The sequence below is a fragment of the Paraburkholderia sp. BR10872 genome (genome assembly GCF_040965835.1).
Lineage (GTDB): Bacteria > Pseudomonadota > Gammaproteobacteria > Burkholderiales > Burkholderiaceae > Paraburkholderia > Paraburkholderia nodosa_A.
In genome coordinates this window covers 31,519-52,951 of the sequence record NZ_JBFRCN010000020.1, presented here as the reverse complement: position 1 = coordinate 52,951, position 21,433 = coordinate 31,519, and the positions used below count along the sequence as shown (strand labels likewise).

Genomic DNA, 21,433 nt, shown 5'->3' with positions numbered 1-21,433 from the left:
TCACGAAATTCACGAGCCGGGCCGCGGCCCAGCGCCGAAAGCGCGGTGCGACCGGGGCGGGACGCCGCGCGAACGCCGGGTGGCGCAACGGTGAACGGCGGGGTCGTGGGCGCCGCTGTCCCAAAATGCGCATGGCCGGCTTGAGCCGGCCAGCGGGCGAGGCATCGGAACCCGGCGGCTCCAGCGCCTCTTGCGTCTGCTCGGTGCGCCGCTCGTGAGGCGCACCGCCGCAGACGACGCTTAATGCGGACGCAGACCGTACAGGTCGCCGTCCTTCGTCTGGACAACCAGCGTATTGCCAGCGAGCACCGGCGCGGCCATGATCGGGCTGCCGTCGGTCTTCACGCGCGAGACGAAGCTGCCGTCGTCGAGCGAGAGGAAATGCACGTAGCCCTGATAGTCGCCGAGCACGACCGCATGGCCCAGCAATGCGGGCACGCTCACATCGCGGCTCTTGAGCTTTTCGTTCGTCCAGGTCGGCTCGCCCGTCGACACGCTGAAGGCCCTCACGACCGACCAGTCGTCGCCGCCCACCACCGTGCTTTCATCCTGAGCGATGCCGGTCGTGCTCGAGAACGGCTTTTGCCACATCGGACGACCCGAATTGGCGTCGAAGCAACCCAGCTGACCCTGGAACGTGACTGCGCAGGTCGTCGCGCCGACCAGCGTGGGCGGACCGCTCACGTCATTGATGCGCTCGACTTCCGTCACGCCCTTCGGATACGAAACCGGCGTTTCCCAGAAAGCGTCCCCGCTTTGCAGGTTGATCGCCGCGAACGAGCCGCCCGGGAAACCGGCCAGCACGGCCTGTTCGCCCGCGAACGTCATGCCCGCCGAAACGCGCAGGTTCAGCGGCACGGCGCGGTTGCGGTAGATCCACTTCTGCTCGCCCGTCTGGCCGTTGAAGGCGACGATCTGGCCGTCGATCGTGCGCACGACCACGAGGCCGTTGCCGACGAGCGGCGGCGAGATGATTTCGCCCGGCGCCTTGGCTTGCCACGAGAGCTTGCCGTTCGCGTCGAGCACATAGACGTCGCCCTTCAGGCCGCCGACGGCCGTGAGATTGCCGTCGCTGCCCACGCCCGCCGAGAGGTCGTCCTTGAGCTTGGTGCGCCAGACGTCCTTGCCCGATGCGGCGTCGATTTTCGCGACCGAGCCGTTTTCGCCCGCCGCATAGACGGCGTCGCCCACGGCGACCGGCGCGAACAGATAGCGCCCCGCCTTGCCGACACTCGACTTCCACACCTGCTGGACGTCCAGCGCCGGCTTGAATTCGGTCAGCGGCACCGGCACGCGGCGCACGTCTTTCGTCGATGAGCAGGCTGCGAGAGCCAGGACGGTCATCGCCAGAGCGACGGGCACAACGGTTCGTTTCAGCAGATTCATCGGTGAACGACGCATGAATGAAGTTGGTTTGAATGGTTTCGCAACGCTGCGCGCAAGCCCGGCACGCTTCGCAATTTAGCCAGCGACTCAGCCGCCGAGCGCATCCAGCTTGAACTGGATCAGCTGACGCTCGGAAGCGTCGCTCTTCGGCAGGCTGTCGAGGGCCAGCTTGTAGGCCGCGCGCGCGTCGTCACGCTTGCCGGCCGCAGCCAGCAGATCGCCGCGGCCGTCTGCCACGATGCCCTTGAACGGACCCGAATCGGGTTGCGGAATCAGCGCGAGGCCCTGATCGTAGGCCTTTTCGTCGAGCAGGAGCGATGCGAGACGCAGCTTCGCGATCTGGCGGAATTCGTCGTCCTTCGCGTGGTCGGCGGCCCATTGCAGCTGCGCCTTCGCGCCAGCCGTGTCGCCCGCCATATAGAGCGCCTTGGCCACGCCGAGCGCCGTCATCTGCGCGTACGCCGTGCCGCCGAAGCGATCTTCCATGTCCGACGCCACGCGCGTGAGCATGGCCTTGTCGCTGCTGTTCGCGGCCTGCTGCACCTGGTCGTACAGCACGGCGGCCTCGGCCGCCTGGCGGCGCTGCCAGAAGTTCCAGCCGTTCCACGCTGCGAGCGCGAGCAGAACGATCAGCACGACCCACGTAGCGGCGTTACCCCACTGCCCCCACCATGCCTTGAAGCTCTCGATCGATTCCTGTTCGTCGTGGTAACTCATCGCGTAGCGATTCCTCGTTTATTCTGAAGCCTGTTTTCGAATGCGCAGCGACCTGGGCAGCCCCACCGGGGCGGCCCTGTTAATCGTCGCCGTCTTCGGCGGATGCAACCATCGCATTGATCAGATATTCGGTCAAGTCCTCAAGCGCTACCGTTTGTTGCTCGCTGCGGGCCTCCGCGGCCGTGCCGCGCAGCGCCTTCACACCGGCCTCGCCTCTCGCCACTTCGTCCTCGCCGAGTACCACGGCAAAGGCCGCGCCGCTGGCATCCGCGCGCTTCATCTGCGACTTGAAGCTCGCGCTCTGACCGTCGGCGCTGCAATGCAAGATAACGTCGAGGCCCGTATCGCGCAGACGCTCCGCCACGATGAACGCCTTCTCACGCGCGGCTTCGCCCTGGTGGACAACGTAGACATCGCAACCATCTTCTTCCGGCACGAGGTCTTCTTCCTTGAGCAGTTCGAGAATGCGCTCGATGCCCATCGCCCAGCCGCAAGCCGCCGTCGGCTTGCCGCCCAGCTGCTCGATCAGCGGATCGTAACGGCCGCCCGCCGCGACGGTGCCCTGAGCGCCGAGCTTGTCGGTCACCCACTCGAACACGGTCAGATTGTAGTAATCGAGACCACGAACGAGACGCGGGTTGATCTTGAACGGAATGTTGTTCGACTTGAGAATGCGCTGCAGCCCTTCGAAGTGCGCGAGCGAGTCTTCGCCGAGGAAGTCGATCAACTTCGGCGCCTTGTCCGCGATCTCCTGCAGCGCGGGATTCTTCGTGTCGAGCACGCGCAGCGGGTTCGTGTAAAGGCGGCGCTTGCCGTCTTCGTCGAGCAGATCGACGTGCTGTTCGAGATACTTGATGAGCTCGACGCGATGCGCCGCACGCTCTTCGGCCACGCCGAGCGAGTTGATCTCGAGCTTGATGCCGGTGAGGCCGAGATCGTCCCAGAGGCGTTGACACATCAGGATGATTTCAGCGTCCGCATCGGGGCCCGCGAAACCGAGCGCCTCGACGCCCACCTGATGGAACTGGCGATAGCGGCCGCGCTGCGGACGCTCGTGACGGAACATCGGGCCGATGTACCACAGGCGCTTCGGACCGTCGTAGAGCATGTTGTGCTCGATCGACGCGCGCACGGCAGCCGCCGTGCCTTCCGGACGCAGCGTGAGGTTCTCGCCGTTGAGCGCGTCGGTGAAGCTGTACATCTCCTTCTCGACGATGTCGGTCACTTCGCCGATGCCGCGCGTGAAGAGTTGCGTATGTTCGACGATCGGCGTGCGGATATTTTGATAGCCGTACGAACGAAGCAGCGACTTCACCGTGGTTTCGAAGAATTCCCACAGGCCTGCCTCCTGCGGCAGGATGTCGTTCATGCCCTTCACGCCCGAGAGCTTTTCGGGCTTGCGTTTTTGTTCAGTCATTGCGTTGCGAATTGGCTTTATGCGGTTGTGCGTATCGAGCGACGAGCGGGCTACATGCGAACTACATGCGAACTACATGCGAACTACAAGCGGATCGACCGGCTTGCTCAGTTCGTCGCCTCGGCCTTGCCGTACTTGCGCGCGACGTAGTCACTCACGATCTGCTGGAATTCTTCGGCGATGTGCTCGCCGCGCAGCGTCTTCACCTTCTCGCCGTCGATGAAGACCGGCGCCGCGGGGTTCTCGCCCGAGCCCGGCAGGCTGATGCCGATGTTCGCGTGCTTCGACTCGCCCGGACCGTTCACGATGCAGCCCATCACGGCGACATTCATCGTCTCGACGCCAGGATACTCGTCGCGCCACAGCGGCATCTGCGCACGCAGATAGCCCTGGATCTGCGAAGCCAGCTCCTGGAACAGCGTGCTGGTCGTGCGGCCGCAGCCGGGGCATGCGATGACCATCGGTGTGAACGAGCGCAGGCCCATGGTCTGCAGGATTTCCTGGCCGACCACGACTTCGCCCGTACGCGCACCGCCCGGTTCCGGCGTGAGCGAGATGCGGATGGTGTCGCCGATGCCCTGCTGGAGCAGCACGGAAAGCGCCGCCGTCGAAGCGACGATGCCCTTCGAGCCCATGCCCGCTTCCGTGAGGCCCAGGTGCAGCGCGAAATCGCAACGCTTCGCGAGTTCCTGGTAGACGGCGATCAGGTCCTGCACGCCGCTCACCTTGCACGACAGGATGATCTTGTCGCGACCGAGGCCGAGTTCGACCGCGCGTTCCGCCGAGCCGATGGCCGACTGGATGAGCGCTTCGTACATCACGCTTTGCGCTTCCCACGGCTCCTTGCGCGCGCCGTTCTCGTCCATCATGCGCGCGAGCAGATCCTGGTCGAGGCTGCCCCAGTTCACGCCGATACGCACCGGCTTGTCGTACTTGATGGCCGCTTCGATCATCTGCGCGTACTGCGTGTCGCGCTTCGCGCCCTGGCCCACGTTGCCCGGGTTGATGCGGTACTTCGACAGCGACTCTGCGCAGGCGGGATAGTCGCGCAGCAGCAGATGGCCGTTGTAATGGAAGTCGCCGACGAGCGGCACCATCACGCCCATGCGGTCGAGCTGTTCGCGGATATGCGGGACGGCCGCCGCCGCTTCCGGCGTGTTGACCGTGATACGCACGAGCTCCGAACCCGCCTGCGCGAGTTCCTTGATCTGGATCGCGGTGCCGATGGGATCCGCGGTGTCGGTGTTGGTCATCGACTGCACGCGCACCGGCGCGTCGCCGCCGATCGTCACCAGCTGTCCGCCCCAGCGCACATGCACGGCATGCGACTTGCGGCGCGGCGCGTGGCCGCCGAGAACCGGCTCGTTCGAGCAGATCTGACTGTTGCTGGTCGGGGATTGCGTTTCGCTTTGCATCGAAAAACCCATTTACGCCTCACGCGCACTAGCGCCGGCTAGCCGGCGGCGGCACTGCGTGAATTGAAAAAGCGTCGCGGCCGGCAATGAGACTTGCCAGGCCGCGACGCATGCCATGTCCTGATCAGGGCAGCACGAAGCGCGCGACATTGCCACGCGCCGACGCGTATTTCGACGTGTCGACCGGCTGGCCGTCGATGGTCATCGACTCGATGCCGGCCTTGTTGCCCACGGTGACCTTGAGCGGCTCGGTGCCGCTGATCTCACGCGCGTCGCTGCCGTGGATCATGCCTGAGAACACTTCCTTCCCATCCTTCTGGCGCACGCTGACCCAGGTGTCCTGCGTCACGCGGATCGCGAACGTCGAGGTGTCAGCGCCGTTGTCGACTGCCGCGCTCTGCGCTGCCGCTGCGGCCGGCGCGCTCGCCGCCTGAGCGCGCGCAGCGCTGGCCGCGTTGGCGACGGCCGCCGCCGGCGCAGCGCTTGCAGCCGCGGGCTTCGCGGCCTGCGGTGCCGGTGGCGTCGCTTGCGGCGCGGGTTGCGCAGCTTGAGGCGCCGGTTGCGCAGCTTGCGGTGCGCTCGCCTCAGCGCCTTGATCGGGCGCCGCGTTGGCGTAGTCGCCTGCATCGTTTGCGTCACCCGTCCGCGGCGCTGCGGACTGATCCGCGCCCTGCGCGTCCGATGCATCCGCGCTGCCGGTTGCAACACCCTGCTGGACCGTCGGCGACGATGCGCCCGTCTGCACGCTCGCGCCGTTGGCCATCGCCTTCAGGCGCGCAAACCACGCCGACGATTCGCCGCTGTTCGTGTGCCACATGGAGATGGCAAGCACCGCGATCACGATGATCGCCACGCCCCACAACCACGAGGCGCGGCGGCGCGGAGCCCGTGCGCCGCTGCCGCCGAGCGAGAGCGAAACGCGGCCGCGCGGCAGATCGGAGCCCGCCGAAGCCGGCATCGACAGATCCGGCTGCGCGATGCCGCGCTCGCGGCGCAGCGCCTGCGTGAACGGCGCGGAATCCGTACCGAGCAGCTTCGCGTAGGCGCGCACCACGCCGAGCGCGAACGTCGTGTCCGGCAGATGGCTGATATCGCCCGCTTCGAGTTCGCGCAGCTTCGACACCGACACCTTCAGGCGCGCCGAGACGTCTTCGATCGCCCAACCCTTGGCCTCGCGCAGTTGCGCAAGACGCGCGCCGGCTGCGGCCAGCGTGTCGGGCACTGCCTGCACCGGCGAAGGTGTGGCGCCCGGCGCCGAACGACCTGCGTTGCTGTCAGTTCCGTCTGTCCCGAAAGGGTGCTGCGGCTCGCTCATCCCAAAGTCCTTGCGTCGATTCTTTTCAATACTGCAACCGGTTGGCGCGTCCCGCCCCGCCTCTACCCGATTCGCAGACCGTTTATAACAAAATGCGCGGCCAGTGTGCCGCTTCCGATCGCTTCTGCAACGTTTCTTTTACTACTGCCGACGGCCGCGCGTTTCCCCCGCACGCCGCCGTCGGCCCTCCTGATGCCGGTTCAGTGCTGAACCGGCCGTACTTCGATGACCTTGCCCGCGGCCCGGCCCGTGCGCTCAGCAAGGCGCGTGCGGTCCTTCACCTCGCCGGCGAGTTGCCCGCAGGCCGCGTCGATGTCGTCGCCGCGCGTCTTGCGCACGGTCGTGAGGACGCCCGCATCCATCAGAATCTGCGCGAAGCGCTTGATCTGGTCCGATTTCGAGCGCAGCAAGCCCGACTCGGGGAACGGATTGAACGGGATCAGATTGAACTTGCACGGCACGTCACGCGTCACGGCGAGCAACTGGCGTGCGTGCTCTTCCGTGTCGTTGACGCCGTCGAGCATGCAGTACTCGAACGTGATGAAATCGCGCGGCGCGACCTCCAGATAACGCTGGCAGGCCGCCATCAACTCACGAAGCGGGTACTTGCGGTTGAGCGGCACGAGTTCGTCACGCAGCGCGTCGTTCGGTGCATGCAAGGAAACGGCGAGCGCCACGGGCAGTTCGGCCCCGAGACGATCCATCATCGGCACGACGCCCGACGTGGAAAGCGTGACGCGCCGGCGCGACAGGCCGTAGGCGTTGTCGTCGAGCATCAGGCGCATGGCGGGCACGACCGCGTCGTAGTTCAGGAGCGGCTCGCCCATACCCATCATCACGACGTTCGTGATGACGCGCTCGCCCTTGCCGTCACCGCCGGTCGCCCGGCCTCCAGCCTCGCCCAGAAGCGAGGCGCGCAGGGCGAATTCCGCCATGCGCAGCTGGCCGATGATCTCGGCGGTGGTGAGATTGCGTGAAAAACCTTGCTTGCCGGTGGAGCAAAACCGGCAATTGACCGCGCATCCCGCCTGCGAGGACACGCACAGCGTGCCGCGGTTGTCTTCGGGGATGAACACGGTTTCGACCGCGTTGCCGTTGCCGACGTCCACGAGCCACTTGCGCGTGCCGTCGGAGGAAACGTTGTCGCTGATGATGCCGGGCATGCCGATGGTGGCGCGCCCTTTGAGCTTCTCGCGCAGCGATTTGGCGAGATCCGTCATGCCGTCGAAGTCGGCGGCGTTGTACTGATGGATCCAGCGCTGAAGCTGTTTGGCGCGAAACGGCTTCTCGCCCAGGCTCTCGCAATAGGCGACGAGCCCTTGGGCGTCGAGATCGAGAAGGTTGACGGTGGAACTGCTCGTCATGTCGAATCCTGCCATTTCAGTGCGAGAGCGCGCTCACCGCCCGCGCTGCCCGGCTGCCTGCGCATTTGCGCGGCATCGGGAACTGGACGGTGAGCGTCATCGCCGTTCGCGACCCTATGCTACTACTGCAGTCAGCTCGCGCCGTGCTTAGCGCGAGTAGACGTTGACTTGCGGGAAGAAGAACGCGATTTCCACGGCTGCCGTTTCAGCGGCGTCCGAGCCGTGCACGGCGTTCGCGTCGATGCTGTCGGCGAAGTCGGCGCGGATCGTGCCCTTCTCAGCCTTCTTCGGATCGGTTGCGCCCATCAGATCGCGGTGCTTCAGGATAGCGTTTTCGCCTTCCAGAACCTGGATCACGACCGGACCCGAGATCATGAAATCGACGAGGTCCTTGAAGAACGGGCGCGCTGCGTGAACAGCATAGAACTTCTCAGCGTCGGCGCGCGAGAGGTGAACCATGCGGGAGGCAATGATCTTCAGGCCAGCGTTTTCGAAGCGGCTGTAGATCTGGCCGATCACGTTCTTCGCCACTGCGTCCGGCTTGATAATCGACAGGGTGCGTTCGATCGCCATAAAAACTCCAGAAAATTAAGAGGTTACAGATTCAAATGAATCCGCAATTGTAGCATGTTCCCATGTATGATTGCGATTGAACCCTCATACCCCGGCAAACCGAGGCAAATGAGCGCAAGCCGGTCACATTCACTGCGCTGCCGTACCATTCAGAAAGGCTTAAGATTGGCGGCATACGCTGTGCAAAGATAACGGAAACTGTGTGGCAACCCGTTGAAACTCTGGGTCGGCGCACTTATCTTATGGGGGAGCGGACCGCGCATCTGCGCGCCCTCACCCACGCGTCTCACGCAAGGAGAAAGCATGAACGAGTATCCCTATAACTTCGGCCGCGGCGGCAGCGTCACCTCGGCGGAGACCCGCAACCGCGTACTGCGCAACACCTACTGGCTGCTCGCGCTGTCGATGGTGCCGACGGTGCTCGGGGCGTGGGTGGGCGTCGCGACCGGCTTCTCGCTTTTTGCGGCTACCAGCCCGGCCATGAGCCTGCTCGCGTTCTTCGCGATCGCCTTCGGCTTCATGTTCGCCATCGAGCGCACCAAGAACAGCTCGGTGGGCGTGTTCGTGCTGCTCGGCTTCACGTTCTTCATGGGCCTGATGCTCTCGCGCCTGCTGTCGTTCGTCCTCGGCTTTTCGAACGGCCCGCAGCTCATCATGCTCGCGTTCGGCGGCACCGGCATCATTTTCACCGCCATGGCCACCATCGCCACGGTGAGCAAGCGCGACTTCTCGGGCCTCGGCAAGTGGCTCTTCATGGGCGTGATCGTGATCCTGCTGGCCGGCGTCGCGAACATGTTCCTGCAACTGCCCGCGCTGATGCTCACGGTTTCGGTGCTCGCCATCGCGATCTTCTCCGCGTATATGTTGTTCGACGTACAGCGCGTCGTGAACGGCGGCGAGACGAACTACATCTCGGCCACGCTCGCGATCTATCTGGACCTCTACAACGTGTTCACGAACCTGCTCGCCATTCTCGGTATCTTCGGCGGCAACCGTAACTAAAGCGCAACTAGCTCCGACGCGGCCGGATCGAAAGATTCCGGCCGCAGAAAGCAAAAGCCCATGAGTTTCGTCATGGGCTTTTTTTCGTCTATGCGTTTTGGCTGCCTCTCGGGCGCGGGATTCAGAGCGCGATCCAGTCGAAACCCTCGGCTTGCGAAGCGACCCCGATTTGAGTCGCGGCATTTCCCAGAACCGCGGCCATCGCCGCACGCGCAAGCTCCGGTGTGTTGTTCTGCTGGCTCAGGTGCGCAGCGATCAAATGGCGCAGCTTCGCGCGGTCGAGCCCCGCGAGGATGCCGCCGGCCGCCTCGTTGTTCAGGTGACCATGCGACCCGCCGATACGCGCCTTGAGCGAAGCCGGATAGCGGCTCGTCGCGAGCATTTCGAGGTCGTGGTTGCATTCGAGCACCAGTGCGTCACAACCGCTCAGCACATTGCCGATATGCGAGGTCGACTCCCCGACGTCGGTCAGCACGCCAAGCCGGCTCGCGCCGTCGCTGAACACGAACTGGAGCGGCTCGCGCGCGTCGTGCGGCACCGTGTAGGGCAACACGCCGAGTTCGCCGATCTCGACTGTTTCGTCGCCCCACAACACGTTGAGTTCGATGCCTGCGGCGTCGTCGGCGCCCACGGCCTGCGCCGTGCCCCAACTCATGTAGAGCGGAATCGACCAGCGGCGCGCCAGCGTGAGCGCGCTGCCGATGTGATCGCTGTGTTCGTGGGTGATGAGAATCGCGGTAAGCGAGTCGGCGGCGAGGCCCGCGCGGGCGAGGCGCCGCTCGACTTCTTTCGCTGAGAATCCGCAGTCGAGCAGCACGCGCGTGGGCGTCGTGCCGCTGCCTGCTTCTACGACCAGTGCGTTGCCCTCGCTGCCGCTGCCGAGGCTCGCAAATCGCATCTCAGCGCACGTCAGTTCAGCTGCGCGTGGAGCGCGGAGACGATACGCTGGGCGTCCGACGAGGTGTCGATACGGCCGGTCTGATCGACCACGGCGACCTGGGTCGAATTACCCGACGAGCGTACGGCCACGCGGTATTCCGGCCCCTGATCCTTCGTGGCCTTCTTCGGGTTGTAGAAAAGCTTGCCGAGCAGGCCGTCGCCCTTGAGCTCCTGCATCGAATCGGCGTAGCGCACGTAGTAGAGGCCCTTCTCGCGGTCGCGGTTGTCGACCGTGAAGTTCGTGCGGTCGAGCGCGAGGCCCACGCGCAGCCATGCGGTGTCGAACGCTTCGGGCAGATCGAGCGTCGTGCCGTCAGGACCGGCGGCGATCTTGACGCCAGCCGTCGACGGGCGCGCGTCGGTCAGCAGTTGCTTGGACTGCGCGTCGGTCAGGCCGAACTTCTGCATGATCTTGGCGAGGAAAGCGGCTTCGAGCGCCGGGTCGCGCGGACGCTCGACCCATTTCGACCCCGTCTTGTCCTGCCCCGTCAGCACTTCTTCCATCGCGTTATGCGTGACGGAAATGTCCGTTTGACCGTCCGGGCCACGCGAAACCAGCACGCGGAAGCGGTCGCGCGTGCCCGACGAGTACGCGAAGTCGATCACGCGGCCGATCGTACGGCGGAACCAGTCGTCCGGAATGTTGGCGCGGTTCTCGGCCCAGTCGGTCGTCATGATGCCCGTGGACGGCGAATCGGTCGTCAGCGTGAAGCCATTTTCCGTCCAGAATTCCTGCAGCTGCGGCCAGACGTCGTCAGGCGAGCGGCCGTCCACCACGAGCCAGCGGCGGTCGCCGTCGCGCTCCACGTGCATACCGAACGGGTCCTGCGCATCCGGCACGCCGAGCGTGGCGTTGCCGGCCGGCATGACCGTGCGCTGAGCTGAGCCGCCCAGCGTGATCGTGGGCGGCGGCGCGACGTACTTCTGGTCGTTTGGCGCCGACGACAGATCCTGCGGCACATTCAGCGGCGGCGCGGTCGGCGTGTCCTTGTAGTTGACGCGATCGGACGCGAACATGTCGTTCAGCGACTCGCAGCCTGCGAGCGAGCCGAGGGCAAGCGCCAGCACCGCCATGCGGGTTGCGTGGAGGGAAAAAGCGGAACGTTTCATGTGGGCCTTCGTGATACGGGAACGCTAAGCCTTGCTCTGCGAGACGGTGGGTCCGAGGTCGGTCCGAGGTCTTTCAGTGATTGGGCGGCTGGGCCGTGGCGGCGTCGGTTGATAAATCGGCGGCTGGCTGACCGGATCAGCCAGCCAGACCGGCTTCGCGCAGCGCGGCACGCACCACGTCGTGGTAGCGCGCGTCGAGCGGCGTGAGCGGCAGTCGGATGCCGCCTTCGATGCGGCCGAGTTCCTGCAGCGCCCACTTCACCGGAATCGGATTCGATTCGATGAACAGGTTCTTGTGAAGCGACAACAACTTCATATGGATCTCACGCGCCGTTTTCGCGTCGCCGGCGAGCGCAGCCTTGCACAGGTCGCTCATCTGGCGCGGCGCAACGTTCGCGGTCACCGAAATATTGCCGTGGCCGCCAAGCAGCATCAGCGCGATCGCCGTGGGATCGTCGCCGCTGAAGATCTTGAAGCCTTTCGGCGCATGCTTGATGAGGTGCGCGGCGCGGTCGATGTTACCCGTCGCTTCCTTCACCGCGATGATGCCCGGCACTTCGGCCAGACGCAGGATGGTTTCGCTCGCCATGTCCGCGACCGTACGGCCCGGCACGTTGTAGAGGATGACCGGCAGGTCCACGTCCCCCGCGATTTTCGCGAAGTGGCGGTACATGCCTTCCTGGGTCGGCTTGTTGTAATAGGGCACGACCTGGAGCGACGCCTGTGCGCCCACTTCCTTCGCGTGCTTCGTGAGTTCGACGGCCTCGGCGGTGGAATTGCCGCCGGCGCCCGCGATGATCGGCATCCGGCCGGCGGCGTGCTCGACCGCCGTCTTGATCATCAGGATGTGTTCTTCGACGTCCAGCGTGGCGGACTCCCCGCTCGTACCGACGACCACGAGGGCATCCGTCCCCTCTTCCACATGCCAGTCGATCAGTTTGCGGAATGCCGGCAGGTCGAGACTGCCATCCTCGTGCATGGGGGTGACGATCGCGGGAATGCTGCCTTGCAGCGTAATGCCGTCCTGAGTGCCGTTAGCCATGAAACGCCAGAAAAATGAGTCGGTTAAACCGCGATTGTAGCGGATTAGCCGGTCAGATCGTAACGCGTTACGGGTAGGCCCTGGTTCTCAGGTACATTACCAGCGCTTTCGGGGGACACTGAGGTCGTTTTTTCCCGTACCGCGCAGATGCGCTGAACATACGCTTCACGCGGCTGCGAAAGAAATCCGTCCTGATAGGCGACTACCCGCAGCGCAGGCGTACAGACGGCCAATAACTCGCCGGGAGCGAGCAGGAAAGCGGGGTTCGATGGCTTTCCCACCGTCGCGTTGCCCTGAGCGAAGGTTTCGTAGATCAGGATGCCGCCCGGCGCCAGTGCCTCGATGAGACGGGGCATGAGCGGGCGATGCAGGTAGTTCGTGACGACCACGGCGGCAAAGCGGGCGTCCGGCGCGAGCGGCCATGGCGCGCCTTCGAGGTCGCACTCTAGCGTCGCGACGCCGGCTACGTCCTGCAACGTGGCAAGCGCGGCGGCGTCGCGATCGAGCGCCGTCACCGGGTGGCCCTGACCAGCCAGCCAGCGCGTGTGCCGCCCGGCGCCGGAGGCGACGTCGAGCACCGTGCCACCGGGCGCGATGAGGTGCGCCCAGCGGCGCACCCAGCGCGAGGGCTCGGAGAGCCCGTGGGCCGGCGCACCGGCGGCAGGCGTCGACGTCATCGGCTCGATCAGCTGTACGAGAGGCCCATGGCCTCACGCACGTCGCGCATCGTCTCGTTGGCAAACTTGCGCGCCTTGTCGCAGCCGTCCGCGACGATTGCACGCAGCAGCGACGGATCGTCCATGTACTTCTGCGCTCGCTCGAGCATGGGCTGCTGCTCGCGCAGGATGCCCTCGATCACGGGCTGCTTGCACTCCAGACAACCGATGCCGGCCGAACGGCAGCCCTTCTGCACCCAGTCGTGCGTCTGCTCGTCCGTGTAGACCTGGTGGAGCTGCCACACCGGGCACTTGTCCGGATCGCCCGGATCGGTGCGGCGCACGCGCGCGGGGTCGGTCGGCATGGTGCGGACCTTCTTCGTGATCGACTCGGCGTCTTCGCGCAGGCCAATGGTGTTGCCGTACGACTTCGACATCTTCTGGCCGTCGAGACCCGGCATGCGCGAGGCTTCCGTGAGCAGCACCTGCGGCTCCGGCAGGATGATCTTGCGCGAGCCTTCGAGGTAGCCAAAAAGACGCTCGCGATCGCTCATCGAGAGGCTTTGCGACTCCGAGAGCATCGCGCGGGCCTGTTCGAGCGCCTCTTCATTGCCTTCCTGCTGATAGGCGTTGCGCAGCTCGTGGTAGAGCTTCGAGCGCTTGCCGCCCAGCTTCTTCGCCGCATCGTTGGCCTTCTCTTCGAAGCCCGGTTCGCGGCCGTACATGTAGTTGAAGCGGCGCGCCATTTCTCGCGCCATCTCGACGTGCGGCACCTGGTCCTCGCCCACCGGCACGAGCGACGCGCGGTACAGCAGGATGTCGGCCGCCATCAGCACCGGGTAGCCGAGGAAGCCATAAGTACCGAGGTCTTTGTCGCGCAGCTTCTCGATCTGTTCCTTGTAGGTCGGCACGCGTTCGAGCCACGACAGCGGCGTGCTCATGCCGAGCAGCAGCGAGAGCTCGGCGTGCTCGGGCACACGGCTCTGGATGAAAAGCGTGGCCTGGTTCGGGTCGATGCCCGAGGCGAGCCAGTCGATCAGCACGTCCCAGACGTTCTTCTCGATGACATCCGGCGTCTCATAGTGCGTGGTGAGCGCATGCCAGTCGACCACGCAGAAGAAGCACGGATACTCGGACTGCAGGCGCACCCAGTTTTTCAGCACGCCGTGATAGTGGCCGAGGTGCAGCGACCCGGTGGGCCGCATGCCGGAAAAGATACGGTCTGGGAACATGATGTTATGAAAAGAGCGACACAAGAGGGGTAAGGATGGCCGTGACCGCGTCGTAACCTAGACTTACGAGCGGGCGCAGCCAGAATCGCGTGAAGATGCCACTCACGAGCAACCCCATCACGATGATGAAACCATAGGGCTCGATACGGGCGAGCGCAATGCTCGCGCGAGTGGGCAGGAGTGCCCCGAGCACGCGGCCGCCGTCGAGCGGCGGCAGCGGAAAGAGGTTCAGCACGCCGAGCACGAGATTCACGCCCACGCCGGCGGCGGCCATGCGCGTGAAGAACGGCTCGTTCACGCCGAGCACCGCGAGTCCCACGCCGAACACGCCCCATACGATGGCCTGCACGAAGTTGCACAGCGGCCCGGCCGCCGCGACCCACAGCGTGCCCCAGCGCGGATTGCGCAGATTGCTGAAGGCGATCGGGACCGGCTTCGCGTAACCGAATACGAACGCGCCGTTGGTCAGGAAATAGAGCACGAGCGGCATGGCGATCGTGCCGATCGGGTCGATGTGGCGCATCGGGTTGAACGAAACGCGGCCGAGCACATACGCGGTGTTGTCGCCGAGCATGCGCGCGACGTAACCGTGCGCGGCCTCGTGCAGCGTGATCGCGAAGATCACGGGCAAGGCGTAGACGACGATCGTCTGAATCAGATTGGCTTCCATGGCGGGCTATTGTATCAATGCGTCAATGCGCTCAGGCCACGGTCATGCCGCGCTCATCCGCGCCTGTCTCATCACGCCTCTTCTTCTTCGATGCCGAACGGCGCCAGCGAACCCCGGCCCGGGCGCACGAGCACCGGTTCCTCGCCCGTGAGATCGATCACGGTGGAGGGCTCGCACGGGCACGCCCCGCCGTCGATCACGAGATCGAGCTGTTTCTCGAGACGCTCCCGAATCTCCTCGGGGTCGTTGAGCGGTTCGGTGTCGGGCGGCAGGATCAGCGTGGTGGCAAGCAGCGGCTCGCCCAGTTCTTCGAGGATCGCGAGCGGAATCGGATGACCGGGCACGCGCAGGCCGATCGTCTTGCGCGACGGATGCGAAAGGCGCCGGGGCACTTCCTTCGTCGCCACCAGCACGAACACATACGGCCCCGGCGTCACCGACTTGATGAGCCGGTATTGGCGGTTGTCGACCATGGCGAAGTTCGCGAGTTCGGACAGGTCCCGCACCATCAGCGAGAGCAGCGCCTTTTCGTCGAGCCCGCGGATGCGGCGCAGGCGCTCGGCGGCGTGCTTGTCGTCGATGCGGGCGGCGAGCGCGTAGCTCGAATCGGTCGGCAATGCGATCACACCGCCGTCACGGATGATCTCCACCGCCTGCTTGACGAGACGCGGCTGCGGGTTTTCCGGGTGAAGCCGAAAGAACTGGGACATGGCAGTAATCAGCTGACGAATGCAATGAAAACAGCGGGCGATGAAAACAGCGGGACGGTGCGCGAAAACGGCGGACGACTGCACGTAGTACCACAAAGCGACGACAAGGCGGGATTGACCGGCGCGAAACGCCTTGCGGCAAATGGGCGGAGTCAGTGGGCCGCGCGCCGTGCGCGGCCTACAGCCATCGCTCCCAGACAGGCTTGAGACCGGAAGGCAAAGGCGGCAGCGTGCCCGGCTTGATCGCGTCGGGCCCGGGCGCATGGAAGTCCGAGCCGCGCGACGCCTCGAAGCCAAAGCGCCTCGCAACGGCCGCGTACTCGGCGTACTGGTCGGGCGTATGGCTGCCGGTAACGACTTCGATGGCCTTGCCGCCCAGATCGATGAATTCGCCGAAGAGCGTGTCGAATTCGAGTTGGGTGTAAGCGTAGCGGCCCGGATGCGCGATGATCGCCTCGCCGCCCGCCGCCTTGATCCACGCTACGGCGTCGGCGAGCCTGGCCCAGCGGTGCGCGATGTAACCGGGCTTGCCTTCGCCGAGCCAGCGCGAAAACGCGTCCTGGGTGTTCTGCGCACGGCCGCTTTCGACGAGAAATCGCGCGAAGTGAGTCCGCGAGACCAGGTCTGGATTCGAGACGTACTGGAACGCGCCTTCGTACGCGTCGGGAATGCCGAGTTCGCCGAGCCGCTCGCCAATGGCTTCGGCGCGTGCCGCGCGGCCGTCACGCGTGCGCGCGAGGCCGTCGACGAGCGCGGCGCACTCCGGATCCACATGCAAGCCGACGATGTGCACCGTGCGCGACGCCCAGGTGACCGAAATCTCGACGCCGCTCAAATAGCGCATACCGAGCGCCTCGGCCGCTTCGCGCGCTTCGCGCTGGCCGCCGAGCACGTCGTGATCGGTGAGCGCCCACAAGCCCACGCCACCCGCTTTCGCCAGCTGCGCGACGGCGGCTGGGGCCAGTTGCCCGTCGGAGACAGTGGAGTGACAGTGGAGATCGGCGTTCATTGGATGCGGGAAAAGGATGAACGTCCATTTTACTGCAACGCAGTGAAGTCGTCGGGCGGCGCCTCGCGCCTCGCCACCGCGCGAATGCGGAGTCGAGGTGCCTTACGCTCCTGCGCAGAAGGCCTCGATCAGGCGCGCGACCTCTTCCGGCTGGTCGTGATGCACCATGTGCCCCGCCCCGTCGACGATACGCTCGCGCCAGTCGGGAAATGCCTCGAAGCGCTTCTTGAATTCGCCGATGGGCACCGCCCCCGCGAGCCGCACAAGCGTTTCGGAACTGGCCGCTTCGACGTGCAGCACCCTTGCGCTCACCTGCGACCAGATCGCCATCACCTCGTCGAGCTGGTACAGCAGCGGACCGCGCATCTTGTGCGCCGGATCGCCGAGCAGCACATAACCGCCCTCGCCGTCCGGCTTCGACCAGTGTTCCGCGAGAAAGCGCGCACGCGGTGCGATCAGACGCGGATTGGTCTTCACGAGCCGCGCGGCCACCTCGTCGAGCGACGCGTACGTGCGCAGTTGCGGCGGCGTGCGCACTTCGTCGAGCCACTCGCGCATGCGGCCCGGCGCCTGTCTCGGTGACGGCGCCGGCATGCCGAAACCCTCCAGGTCGACCACGCGGCGCACACGCTCGGGCCGCACGCCCGCATAGAGGCACACGATGTTCGCGCCGAGACTGTGTCCGACGAGATCCACCTTGCCTTCGGGCGCGTAGTGGGCAAGCAGCGCGTCGAGATCGGCGAGGTAGTCGGGGAACCAGTAGTGACTGCCCTGTCCTTGCGCAACGGGCCAGTCGGAGAGGCCGAAGCCGCGCAGGTCGGGAGCGATGACCTGCCAGTCACCGCCGCGTGCATCGAGCGCATCGACGACGAACTGGAACGACGCCGCCACGTCCATCCAGCCGTGCAGCATGAACAGCACGGGCGCGCTCTCGGCGCCCCAGCGGCGCACGTGCAGCCGGATGCCATTGACGTTGACGAATTCGGACCGGGATTGATTCATCTGCGTTGCCGCAAAAAAGAATGGTCGTTCGATTATATAGCCGCCGGGCGTTCGCGGTACGTCATTCGTTCGAGTGACGCCCCGCTGACTGCTTCGAGGCGGACTGTTCCGCGGCGTCCTGGGCCGCCAGCGTGTCCAGTTCGGCTTCGTCGAAACCCGCCGAGCGGCGCGCCTCGAAGTTGAACGGACCGCGCATGCGCGGCGCGTGGTACTGCTGCGCGAGCGCGAGCCATGCCGCGTGCGGGTCGAGCGCGCGTGCCTCGCAAAGGTGGCGGAACCAATGGTTGCCGATGCGTACGTGCCCCACTTCGTCGCGCAGGATGATGTCGAGGATCGCGGCCGATTCGTCGTCGCCAGCCTGCTTCAGGCGCGCGCGGATGGGCGGCGAGGCGTCGAGCCCGCGCGCCTCCAGCACACGCGGCACGAGCGCCATGCGCGCGAGCACGTCGGCGCTGGTGCGCTCGCACATCTCCCACAGGCCGTTGTGCGCGGGGAAGTCGCCGTATGCGTGGCCATAGTCGGCGAGCCGCGCACGCAGCAGCGAGAAGTGATACGCCTCTTCCGCCGCGACCCTGAGCCAGTCGGCGTAGAACGCGTCGGGCATGGCGGGGAAGCGCCAGACCGCGTCGAGCGCGAGATTGATCGCGTTGAATTCGATGTGGGCCAGCGCGTGCAGCAGCACGACGCGGCCCTGTGGCGTGCTCATGCTGCGGCGCTGCAGTTCGCGCGGCTCGACGAGCGGCGGCTCGGCCGGGCGGCCAGGCAAGCCGTCCGGCGTCGGGATGACGCGCTGCGGCTCCCAGCGAGGCGCAGCGGCCTGCGCCTGACTCTGCGCGTGCAGCGCGCGCACCGCATCGACCTTGGCGACCGGGACGCATTCGCGCAGCGCGGCGAGCGCGGCGAGGCGCCAGCAGTCGGGCTCGGCATCGGTTGGTCCTGGGAGATCAGCACTTGCGCTGACGGCGGAAAAAGCGGAATTCATCGGCAGAAGAAACAGGGACCGAAAAGCGGAAATACAAGACGCGGGCGCGGGCGCCCGAAAAGCGCCCCGAGCGGACCGCGCACGCAACCGTTTACAATACGCGATTCACCTGCCTGGCGTCGTCCACACCCGTTGCGCGTCGCCCGCAGACCGGCAGCAGCCCCGAAAGACATAGGAGACTCAACACCGTGGCCATCTACAAGCTTGGCGAAGCTGCACCGACCATTCACGAAAGCGTGTTCGTCGCGGACAACGCGACCGTCATCGGCAAGGTCGAACTGGCCGAAGACGCGAGCGTCTGGTTCGGCGCGACGCTGCGCGGCGACAACGAGCCGATCACCGTCGGCGCGCGCAGCAACGTTCAGGAAGGCGCGGTGCTCCACACGGACCCCGGCTACCCGCTCACGCTCGAAGCGAACGTGACCGTGGGCCATCAGGCCATGCTGCACGGCTGCACCGTGAAGGAAGGCGCACTGATCGGCATTCAGGCCGTGGTCTTGAATGGCGCGGTGATCGGCCGCAACTGTCTGGTTGGCGCGGGTGCGGTGGTCACCGAAGGCAAGGTGTTCCCCGACAACTCGCTGATTCTCGGCGCGCCGGCCAAAGTCGTGCGTGAGCTGACCGAGGCCGACATTGCCGGCCTCAAGCGCAACGCGGATGTCTACGCGCAGCGCCGCGAATATTTCAAGGCGCAGCTCGTGCGCATCGGCTGAGAGCGACACGCTCTTGCCGTGTGCGGCGCGGGCCGCGCCGCCCCGATTGAAACGAAGGAAAAGATTGTGAACGACCAGTTGCAAAAATTCATGTTCAGCGCCGCGCCGGTACGCGGCGAGATCGTCTCGCTGAACAACACGTGGCAGGAAGTGCTCAAGCGCCGCCAGTATCCGACGCCCGTGCGCACCGTGCTCGGCGAGATGATGGCAGCGTGCGCGCTGCTCTCGGCGAATCTCAAGTTCGACGGCACGCTGATCATGCAGATCTTCGGCGACGGCCCCGTGAAGATGCTGGTCGTACAGTGCGGCTCGGATCTGACGATGCGCGCGACCGCGCGCCTCGGCGAAGACTTCATGGGCGAAAATGCCCTGCCGCTCGGCGAAGAACTCACGTTCGCCGACCTCGTGAATCCGGACGGCCAGGGCCGCTGCGTGATCACGCTCGACCCCGCGAAAAAGCAGCCGGGCCAGCAGCCCTACCAGGGCATCGTGCCGCTGAATGGCGAAGACGGCCCGCTCAAGTCCATTGCCGCCGTGCTCGAGCATTACATGCATCACTCGGAACAGCTCGACTCGCGCCTTTGGCTCGCCGCCAACGACGACCGTGCAGTCGGCATGCTGCTCCAGAAGCTGCCGGGCGACGGCGGGATCGTGCCGCACCAGGGCGAGCACGACCTCGATACGTGGGAGCGCGTCTGCACGCTCGGCGGCACGCTCACGCGAGACGAAATGCTCAAGGAAGACGGCGAGACATTGTTCCGCCGCCTCTTCTGGCAGGAGAACGTGCGTCACTTCGAGCCGCTGGCGCCGCGCTTCCAGTGTTCGTGCTCGCGCGAGAAAGTGGGCGCGATGCTCAAGATGCTGGGCCGCGAGGAAGTCGACGGCGTGATCGAGGAACGCGGTCATGTCGAGATTCATTGCGACTACTGCAATCAGCGCTATGAGTTCGACCCTGTGGATGTCGCGCAACTTTTTGCCGTGACTGGGCTCTCAGAAAGCGTGAGCCCCGCTGCGGAGCGTCGCCACTAAGGCAAACGGGTGCAAACCGCGGCGCAACGCGTGTTGCGTCGCCGCCCTGCGTAGCGGCACATAGACAGGCGCGGGGACCGGATCGAAATGCGGACCTGCCCTCATCTCAAGTTACTTAGGCGTCCGACAGATGGAGAGAAGCATGATCAAGAACAAACGCTTCGTACGTCCCATCGTATCTCCGTTACGCGAGCGCATGCCGCGCGTGAGCGCTTTGCTCGTACTCACGACGCTCGGCGCGGCCGTTGCGTCGACGAGCGGCTGCATGATGGACCCGCCGGGCCCGTCGCCGATCTACAGCCGGCTGCCCCCGGCGCAGTCGGGCATCCCGGCCGCCGCGCCCGTGCTCACGCCCGACGAGAAAGCGCGCTACGACGCGATCGACCGTCAGGCGCTCGCTGAACAGGACAACGCCATGGCCGCGGAAGCTGCCGCACAAGCCTGGTCGCGCGCGTATGCGCCGCCGGTCACCGTCTACGGCAGCTATTACAGCGGCGGTTGGGGGCACGGCTGGGGTACGGGGATTGGCTACGGCTATCCGGGCTGGGGCTGGTAATCGCGGGCTTCGCGACGTGAACGCTCAGAACGAAAAAAGGCGCGGCTCAATGCCGCGCCTTTTGCTTGTCTTATCTGCTCATCGCAAGCGAACCGCTCAACCCGCCTTCTTCGCTTCCTTCCCATGCCCGTGCTTCTTCTCGGGCACGCGCGAAACGGGGTTCGGCACCACCCTCACCGGCGCCGCCGACATCTCGCCGCGCGTCGAGGTGTTCGACGAACCGCTCGGCGTAACCGGCGGCGACTGGTTCGGCGAGACGAACTGCACGAACACCTCGCTGTCCTTCACCATGCCCATCTCATAGCGAGCACGCTCCTCGACGGCAGCCGTGCCGTTCTGCAGATCCTGCACTTCGCCCGCAATGCGTTCGTTGCGCAGTTTCTCGTCGTCGTTCTGCTTTTGCTGCTGCGCGAGTTGCTGCTGCAGTTCGTGGACACGCAGCCAACCACCATGGCCCCACCAGAGCGGATACTGGATCAGCACGAGCAGGATGATCAGAACGACAGTGACAAGCCGCATGAAAGGTGCCGGATAAATACACGCCGCCCTGCGCTATACGCAGGGCGGCGGAGAGAGATGACGAAGGGTGACAGC

At 65.4% G+C, this 21,433-nt stretch carries 22 protein-coding genes; 4 read left to right on the top strand and 18 right to left on the bottom strand.

What is annotated here, in order from left to right; all coding sequences use genetic code 11:
• Nucleotides 1–240 precede the first annotated feature (240 nt).
• The 7 genes from bamB to ndk form a co-directional block, all read right to left on the bottom strand.
• On the bottom strand, nucleotides 241–1,386 hold the full coding sequence (bamB, locus tag AB4Y43_RS17510) for an outer membrane protein assembly factor BamB (protein ID WP_069265554.1): 1,146 nt from the start codon (nucleotides 1,384–1,386) through the stop codon (nucleotides 241–243).
• A gap of 87 nt (nucleotides 1,387–1,473) precedes the next feature.
• The gene (locus tag AB4Y43_RS17505; protein WP_028204134.1) at nucleotides 1,474–2,103 is read right to left on the bottom strand and encodes a tetratricopeptide repeat protein; all 630 of its coding nucleotides are present in this window, start codon (nucleotides 2,101–2,103) and stop codon (nucleotides 1,474–1,476) included.
• A gap of 79 nt (nucleotides 2,104–2,182) precedes the next feature.
• Nucleotides 2,183–3,520, bottom strand: coding sequence for a histidine--tRNA ligase (gene hisS, locus AB4Y43_RS17500; RefSeq protein ID WP_342945877.1), 1,338 nt, complete (start codon nucleotides 3,518–3,520; stop codon nucleotides 2,183–2,185).
• Nucleotides 3,521–3,627: 107 nt separating this feature from the next.
• Nucleotides 3,628–4,935: a flavodoxin-dependent (E)-4-hydroxy-3-methylbut-2-enyl-diphosphate synthase gene (ispG, locus tag AB4Y43_RS17495; protein ID WP_176732906.1), complete on the bottom strand. Its 1,308-nt coding sequence runs from the start codon at nucleotides 4,933–4,935 to the stop codon at nucleotides 3,628–3,630.
• 124 nt (nucleotides 4,936–5,059) lie between these two features.
• Nucleotides 5,060–6,250 carry a helix-turn-helix domain-containing protein gene (locus tag AB4Y43_RS17490; protein WP_368728408.1) on the bottom strand — a complete coding sequence of 397 codons (1,191 nt, stop codon included), beginning with the start codon at nucleotides 6,248–6,250 and terminating at the stop codon, nucleotides 5,060–5,062.
• Nucleotides 6,251–6,450: 200 nt separating this feature from the next.
• A complete protein-coding gene (rlmN, locus tag AB4Y43_RS17485) occupies nucleotides 6,451–7,614 on the bottom strand; it encodes a 23S rRNA (adenine(2503)-C(2))-methyltransferase RlmN (protein WP_368728407.1) in 1,164 nt (387 codons plus the stop codon).
• 147 nt (nucleotides 7,615–7,761) lie between these two features.
• Complete coding sequence (gene ndk / locus AB4Y43_RS17480) at nucleotides 7,762–8,187, bottom strand: nucleoside-diphosphate kinase (RefSeq protein WP_069265550.1); 426 nt, start codon at nucleotides 8,185–8,187, stop codon at nucleotides 7,762–7,764.
• A 303-nt stretch (nucleotides 8,188–8,490) separates the two neighbouring features.
• Here ndk and AB4Y43_RS17475 point away from each other — a divergent pair, with 303 nt between their 5' ends.
• Nucleotides 8,491–9,189 carry a Bax inhibitor-1/YccA family protein gene (locus AB4Y43_RS17475; protein ID WP_042264929.1) on the top strand — a complete coding sequence of 233 codons (699 nt, stop codon included), beginning with the start codon at nucleotides 8,491–8,493 and terminating at the stop codon, nucleotides 9,187–9,189.
• Nucleotides 9,190–9,310: 121 nt separating this feature from the next.
• Here AB4Y43_RS17475 and AB4Y43_RS17470 read toward each other — a convergent pair whose 3' ends face one another.
• The 10 genes from AB4Y43_RS17470 to AB4Y43_RS17425 all read right to left on the bottom strand — a co-directional run bounded on the left by AB4Y43_RS17470 (nucleotide 9,311) and on the right by AB4Y43_RS17425 (nucleotide 18,541).
• Nucleotides 9,311–10,087: an MBL fold metallo-hydrolase gene (locus tag AB4Y43_RS17470; RefSeq protein WP_069265549.1), complete on the bottom strand. Its 777-nt coding sequence runs from the start codon at nucleotides 10,085–10,087 to the stop codon at nucleotides 9,311–9,313.
• A gap of 11 nt (nucleotides 10,088–10,098) precedes the next feature.
• Complete coding sequence (gene bamC, locus AB4Y43_RS17465; protein ID WP_069265548.1) at nucleotides 10,099–11,238, bottom strand: outer membrane protein assembly factor BamC; 1,140 nt, start codon at nucleotides 11,236–11,238, stop codon at nucleotides 10,099–10,101.
• A 136-nt stretch (nucleotides 11,239–11,374) separates the two neighbouring features.
• A complete protein-coding gene (gene dapA / locus AB4Y43_RS17460) occupies nucleotides 11,375–12,280 on the bottom strand; it encodes a 4-hydroxy-tetrahydrodipicolinate synthase (RefSeq protein ID WP_368728406.1) in 906 nt (301 codons plus the stop codon).
• Between the two features lie 44 nt (nucleotides 12,281–12,324).
• Nucleotides 12,325–12,957: a class I SAM-dependent methyltransferase gene (locus tag AB4Y43_RS17455; RefSeq protein WP_368728405.1), complete on the bottom strand. Its 633-nt coding sequence runs from the start codon at nucleotides 12,955–12,957 to the stop codon at nucleotides 12,325–12,327.
• Nucleotides 12,958–12,965: 8 nt separating this feature from the next.
• Nucleotides 12,966–14,168 (bottom strand): tryptophan--tRNA ligase, encoded by a 1,203-nt coding sequence (locus AB4Y43_RS17450; RefSeq protein ID WP_069265546.1) that lies wholly within the window; start codon nucleotides 14,166–14,168, stop codon nucleotides 12,966–12,968.
• A gap of 4 nt (nucleotides 14,169–14,172) precedes the next feature.
• On the bottom strand, nucleotides 14,173–14,838 hold the full coding sequence (locus tag AB4Y43_RS17445) for a site-2 protease family protein (RefSeq protein WP_069265545.1): 666 nt from the start codon (nucleotides 14,836–14,838) through the stop codon (nucleotides 14,173–14,175).
• Between the two features lie 71 nt (nucleotides 14,839–14,909).
• On the bottom strand, nucleotides 14,910–15,548 hold the full coding sequence (locus AB4Y43_RS17440) for an L-threonylcarbamoyladenylate synthase (RefSeq protein ID WP_254315176.1): 639 nt from the start codon (nucleotides 15,546–15,548) through the stop codon (nucleotides 14,910–14,912).
• Nucleotides 15,549–15,726: 178 nt separating this feature from the next.
• Nucleotides 15,727–16,557 (bottom strand): 3',5'-nucleoside bisphosphate phosphatase, encoded by an 831-nt coding sequence (locus AB4Y43_RS17435; protein ID WP_368728404.1) that lies wholly within the window; start codon nucleotides 16,555–16,557, stop codon nucleotides 15,727–15,729.
• Between the two features lie 102 nt (nucleotides 16,558–16,659).
• Nucleotides 16,660–17,559 (bottom strand): alpha/beta fold hydrolase, encoded by a 900-nt coding sequence (locus AB4Y43_RS17430; RefSeq protein ID WP_368605028.1) that lies wholly within the window; start codon nucleotides 17,557–17,559, stop codon nucleotides 16,660–16,662.
• A 61-nt stretch (nucleotides 17,560–17,620) separates the two neighbouring features.
• Complete coding sequence (locus AB4Y43_RS17425; RefSeq protein WP_368728403.1) at nucleotides 17,621–18,541, bottom strand: ferritin-like domain-containing protein; 921 nt, start codon at nucleotides 18,539–18,541, stop codon at nucleotides 17,621–17,623.
• 188 nt (nucleotides 18,542–18,729) lie between these two features.
• Between AB4Y43_RS17425 and AB4Y43_RS17420 the strand changes: the two genes are divergently transcribed.
• The 3 genes from AB4Y43_RS17420 (at nucleotide 18,730) to AB4Y43_RS17410 (ending at nucleotide 20,839) form a co-directional block, all read left to right on the top strand.
• Entirely contained in the window at nucleotides 18,730–19,254 is a 525-nt protein-coding gene (locus AB4Y43_RS17420; protein WP_069265541.1) for a gamma carbonic anhydrase family protein, read from the top strand.
• A 66-nt stretch (nucleotides 19,255–19,320) separates the two neighbouring features.
• Complete coding sequence (gene hslO / locus AB4Y43_RS17415; RefSeq protein WP_368617673.1) at nucleotides 19,321–20,283, top strand: Hsp33 family molecular chaperone HslO; 963 nt, start codon at nucleotides 19,321–19,323, stop codon at nucleotides 20,281–20,283.
• Between the two features lie 196 nt (nucleotides 20,284–20,479).
• Entirely contained in the window at nucleotides 20,480–20,839 is a 360-nt protein-coding gene (locus tag AB4Y43_RS17410; RefSeq protein ID WP_368605065.1) for a hypothetical protein, read from the top strand.
• A 96-nt stretch (nucleotides 20,840–20,935) separates the two neighbouring features.
• Here the strand turns inward: AB4Y43_RS17410 and ftsB are convergent, their stop codons facing one another.
• The gene (gene ftsB, locus AB4Y43_RS17405; protein WP_069265540.1) at nucleotides 20,936–21,358 is read right to left on the bottom strand and encodes a cell division protein FtsB; all 423 of its coding nucleotides are present in this window, start codon (nucleotides 21,356–21,358) and stop codon (nucleotides 20,936–20,938) included.
• Between the last annotated feature and the right edge of the window lie 75 nt (nucleotides 21,359–21,433).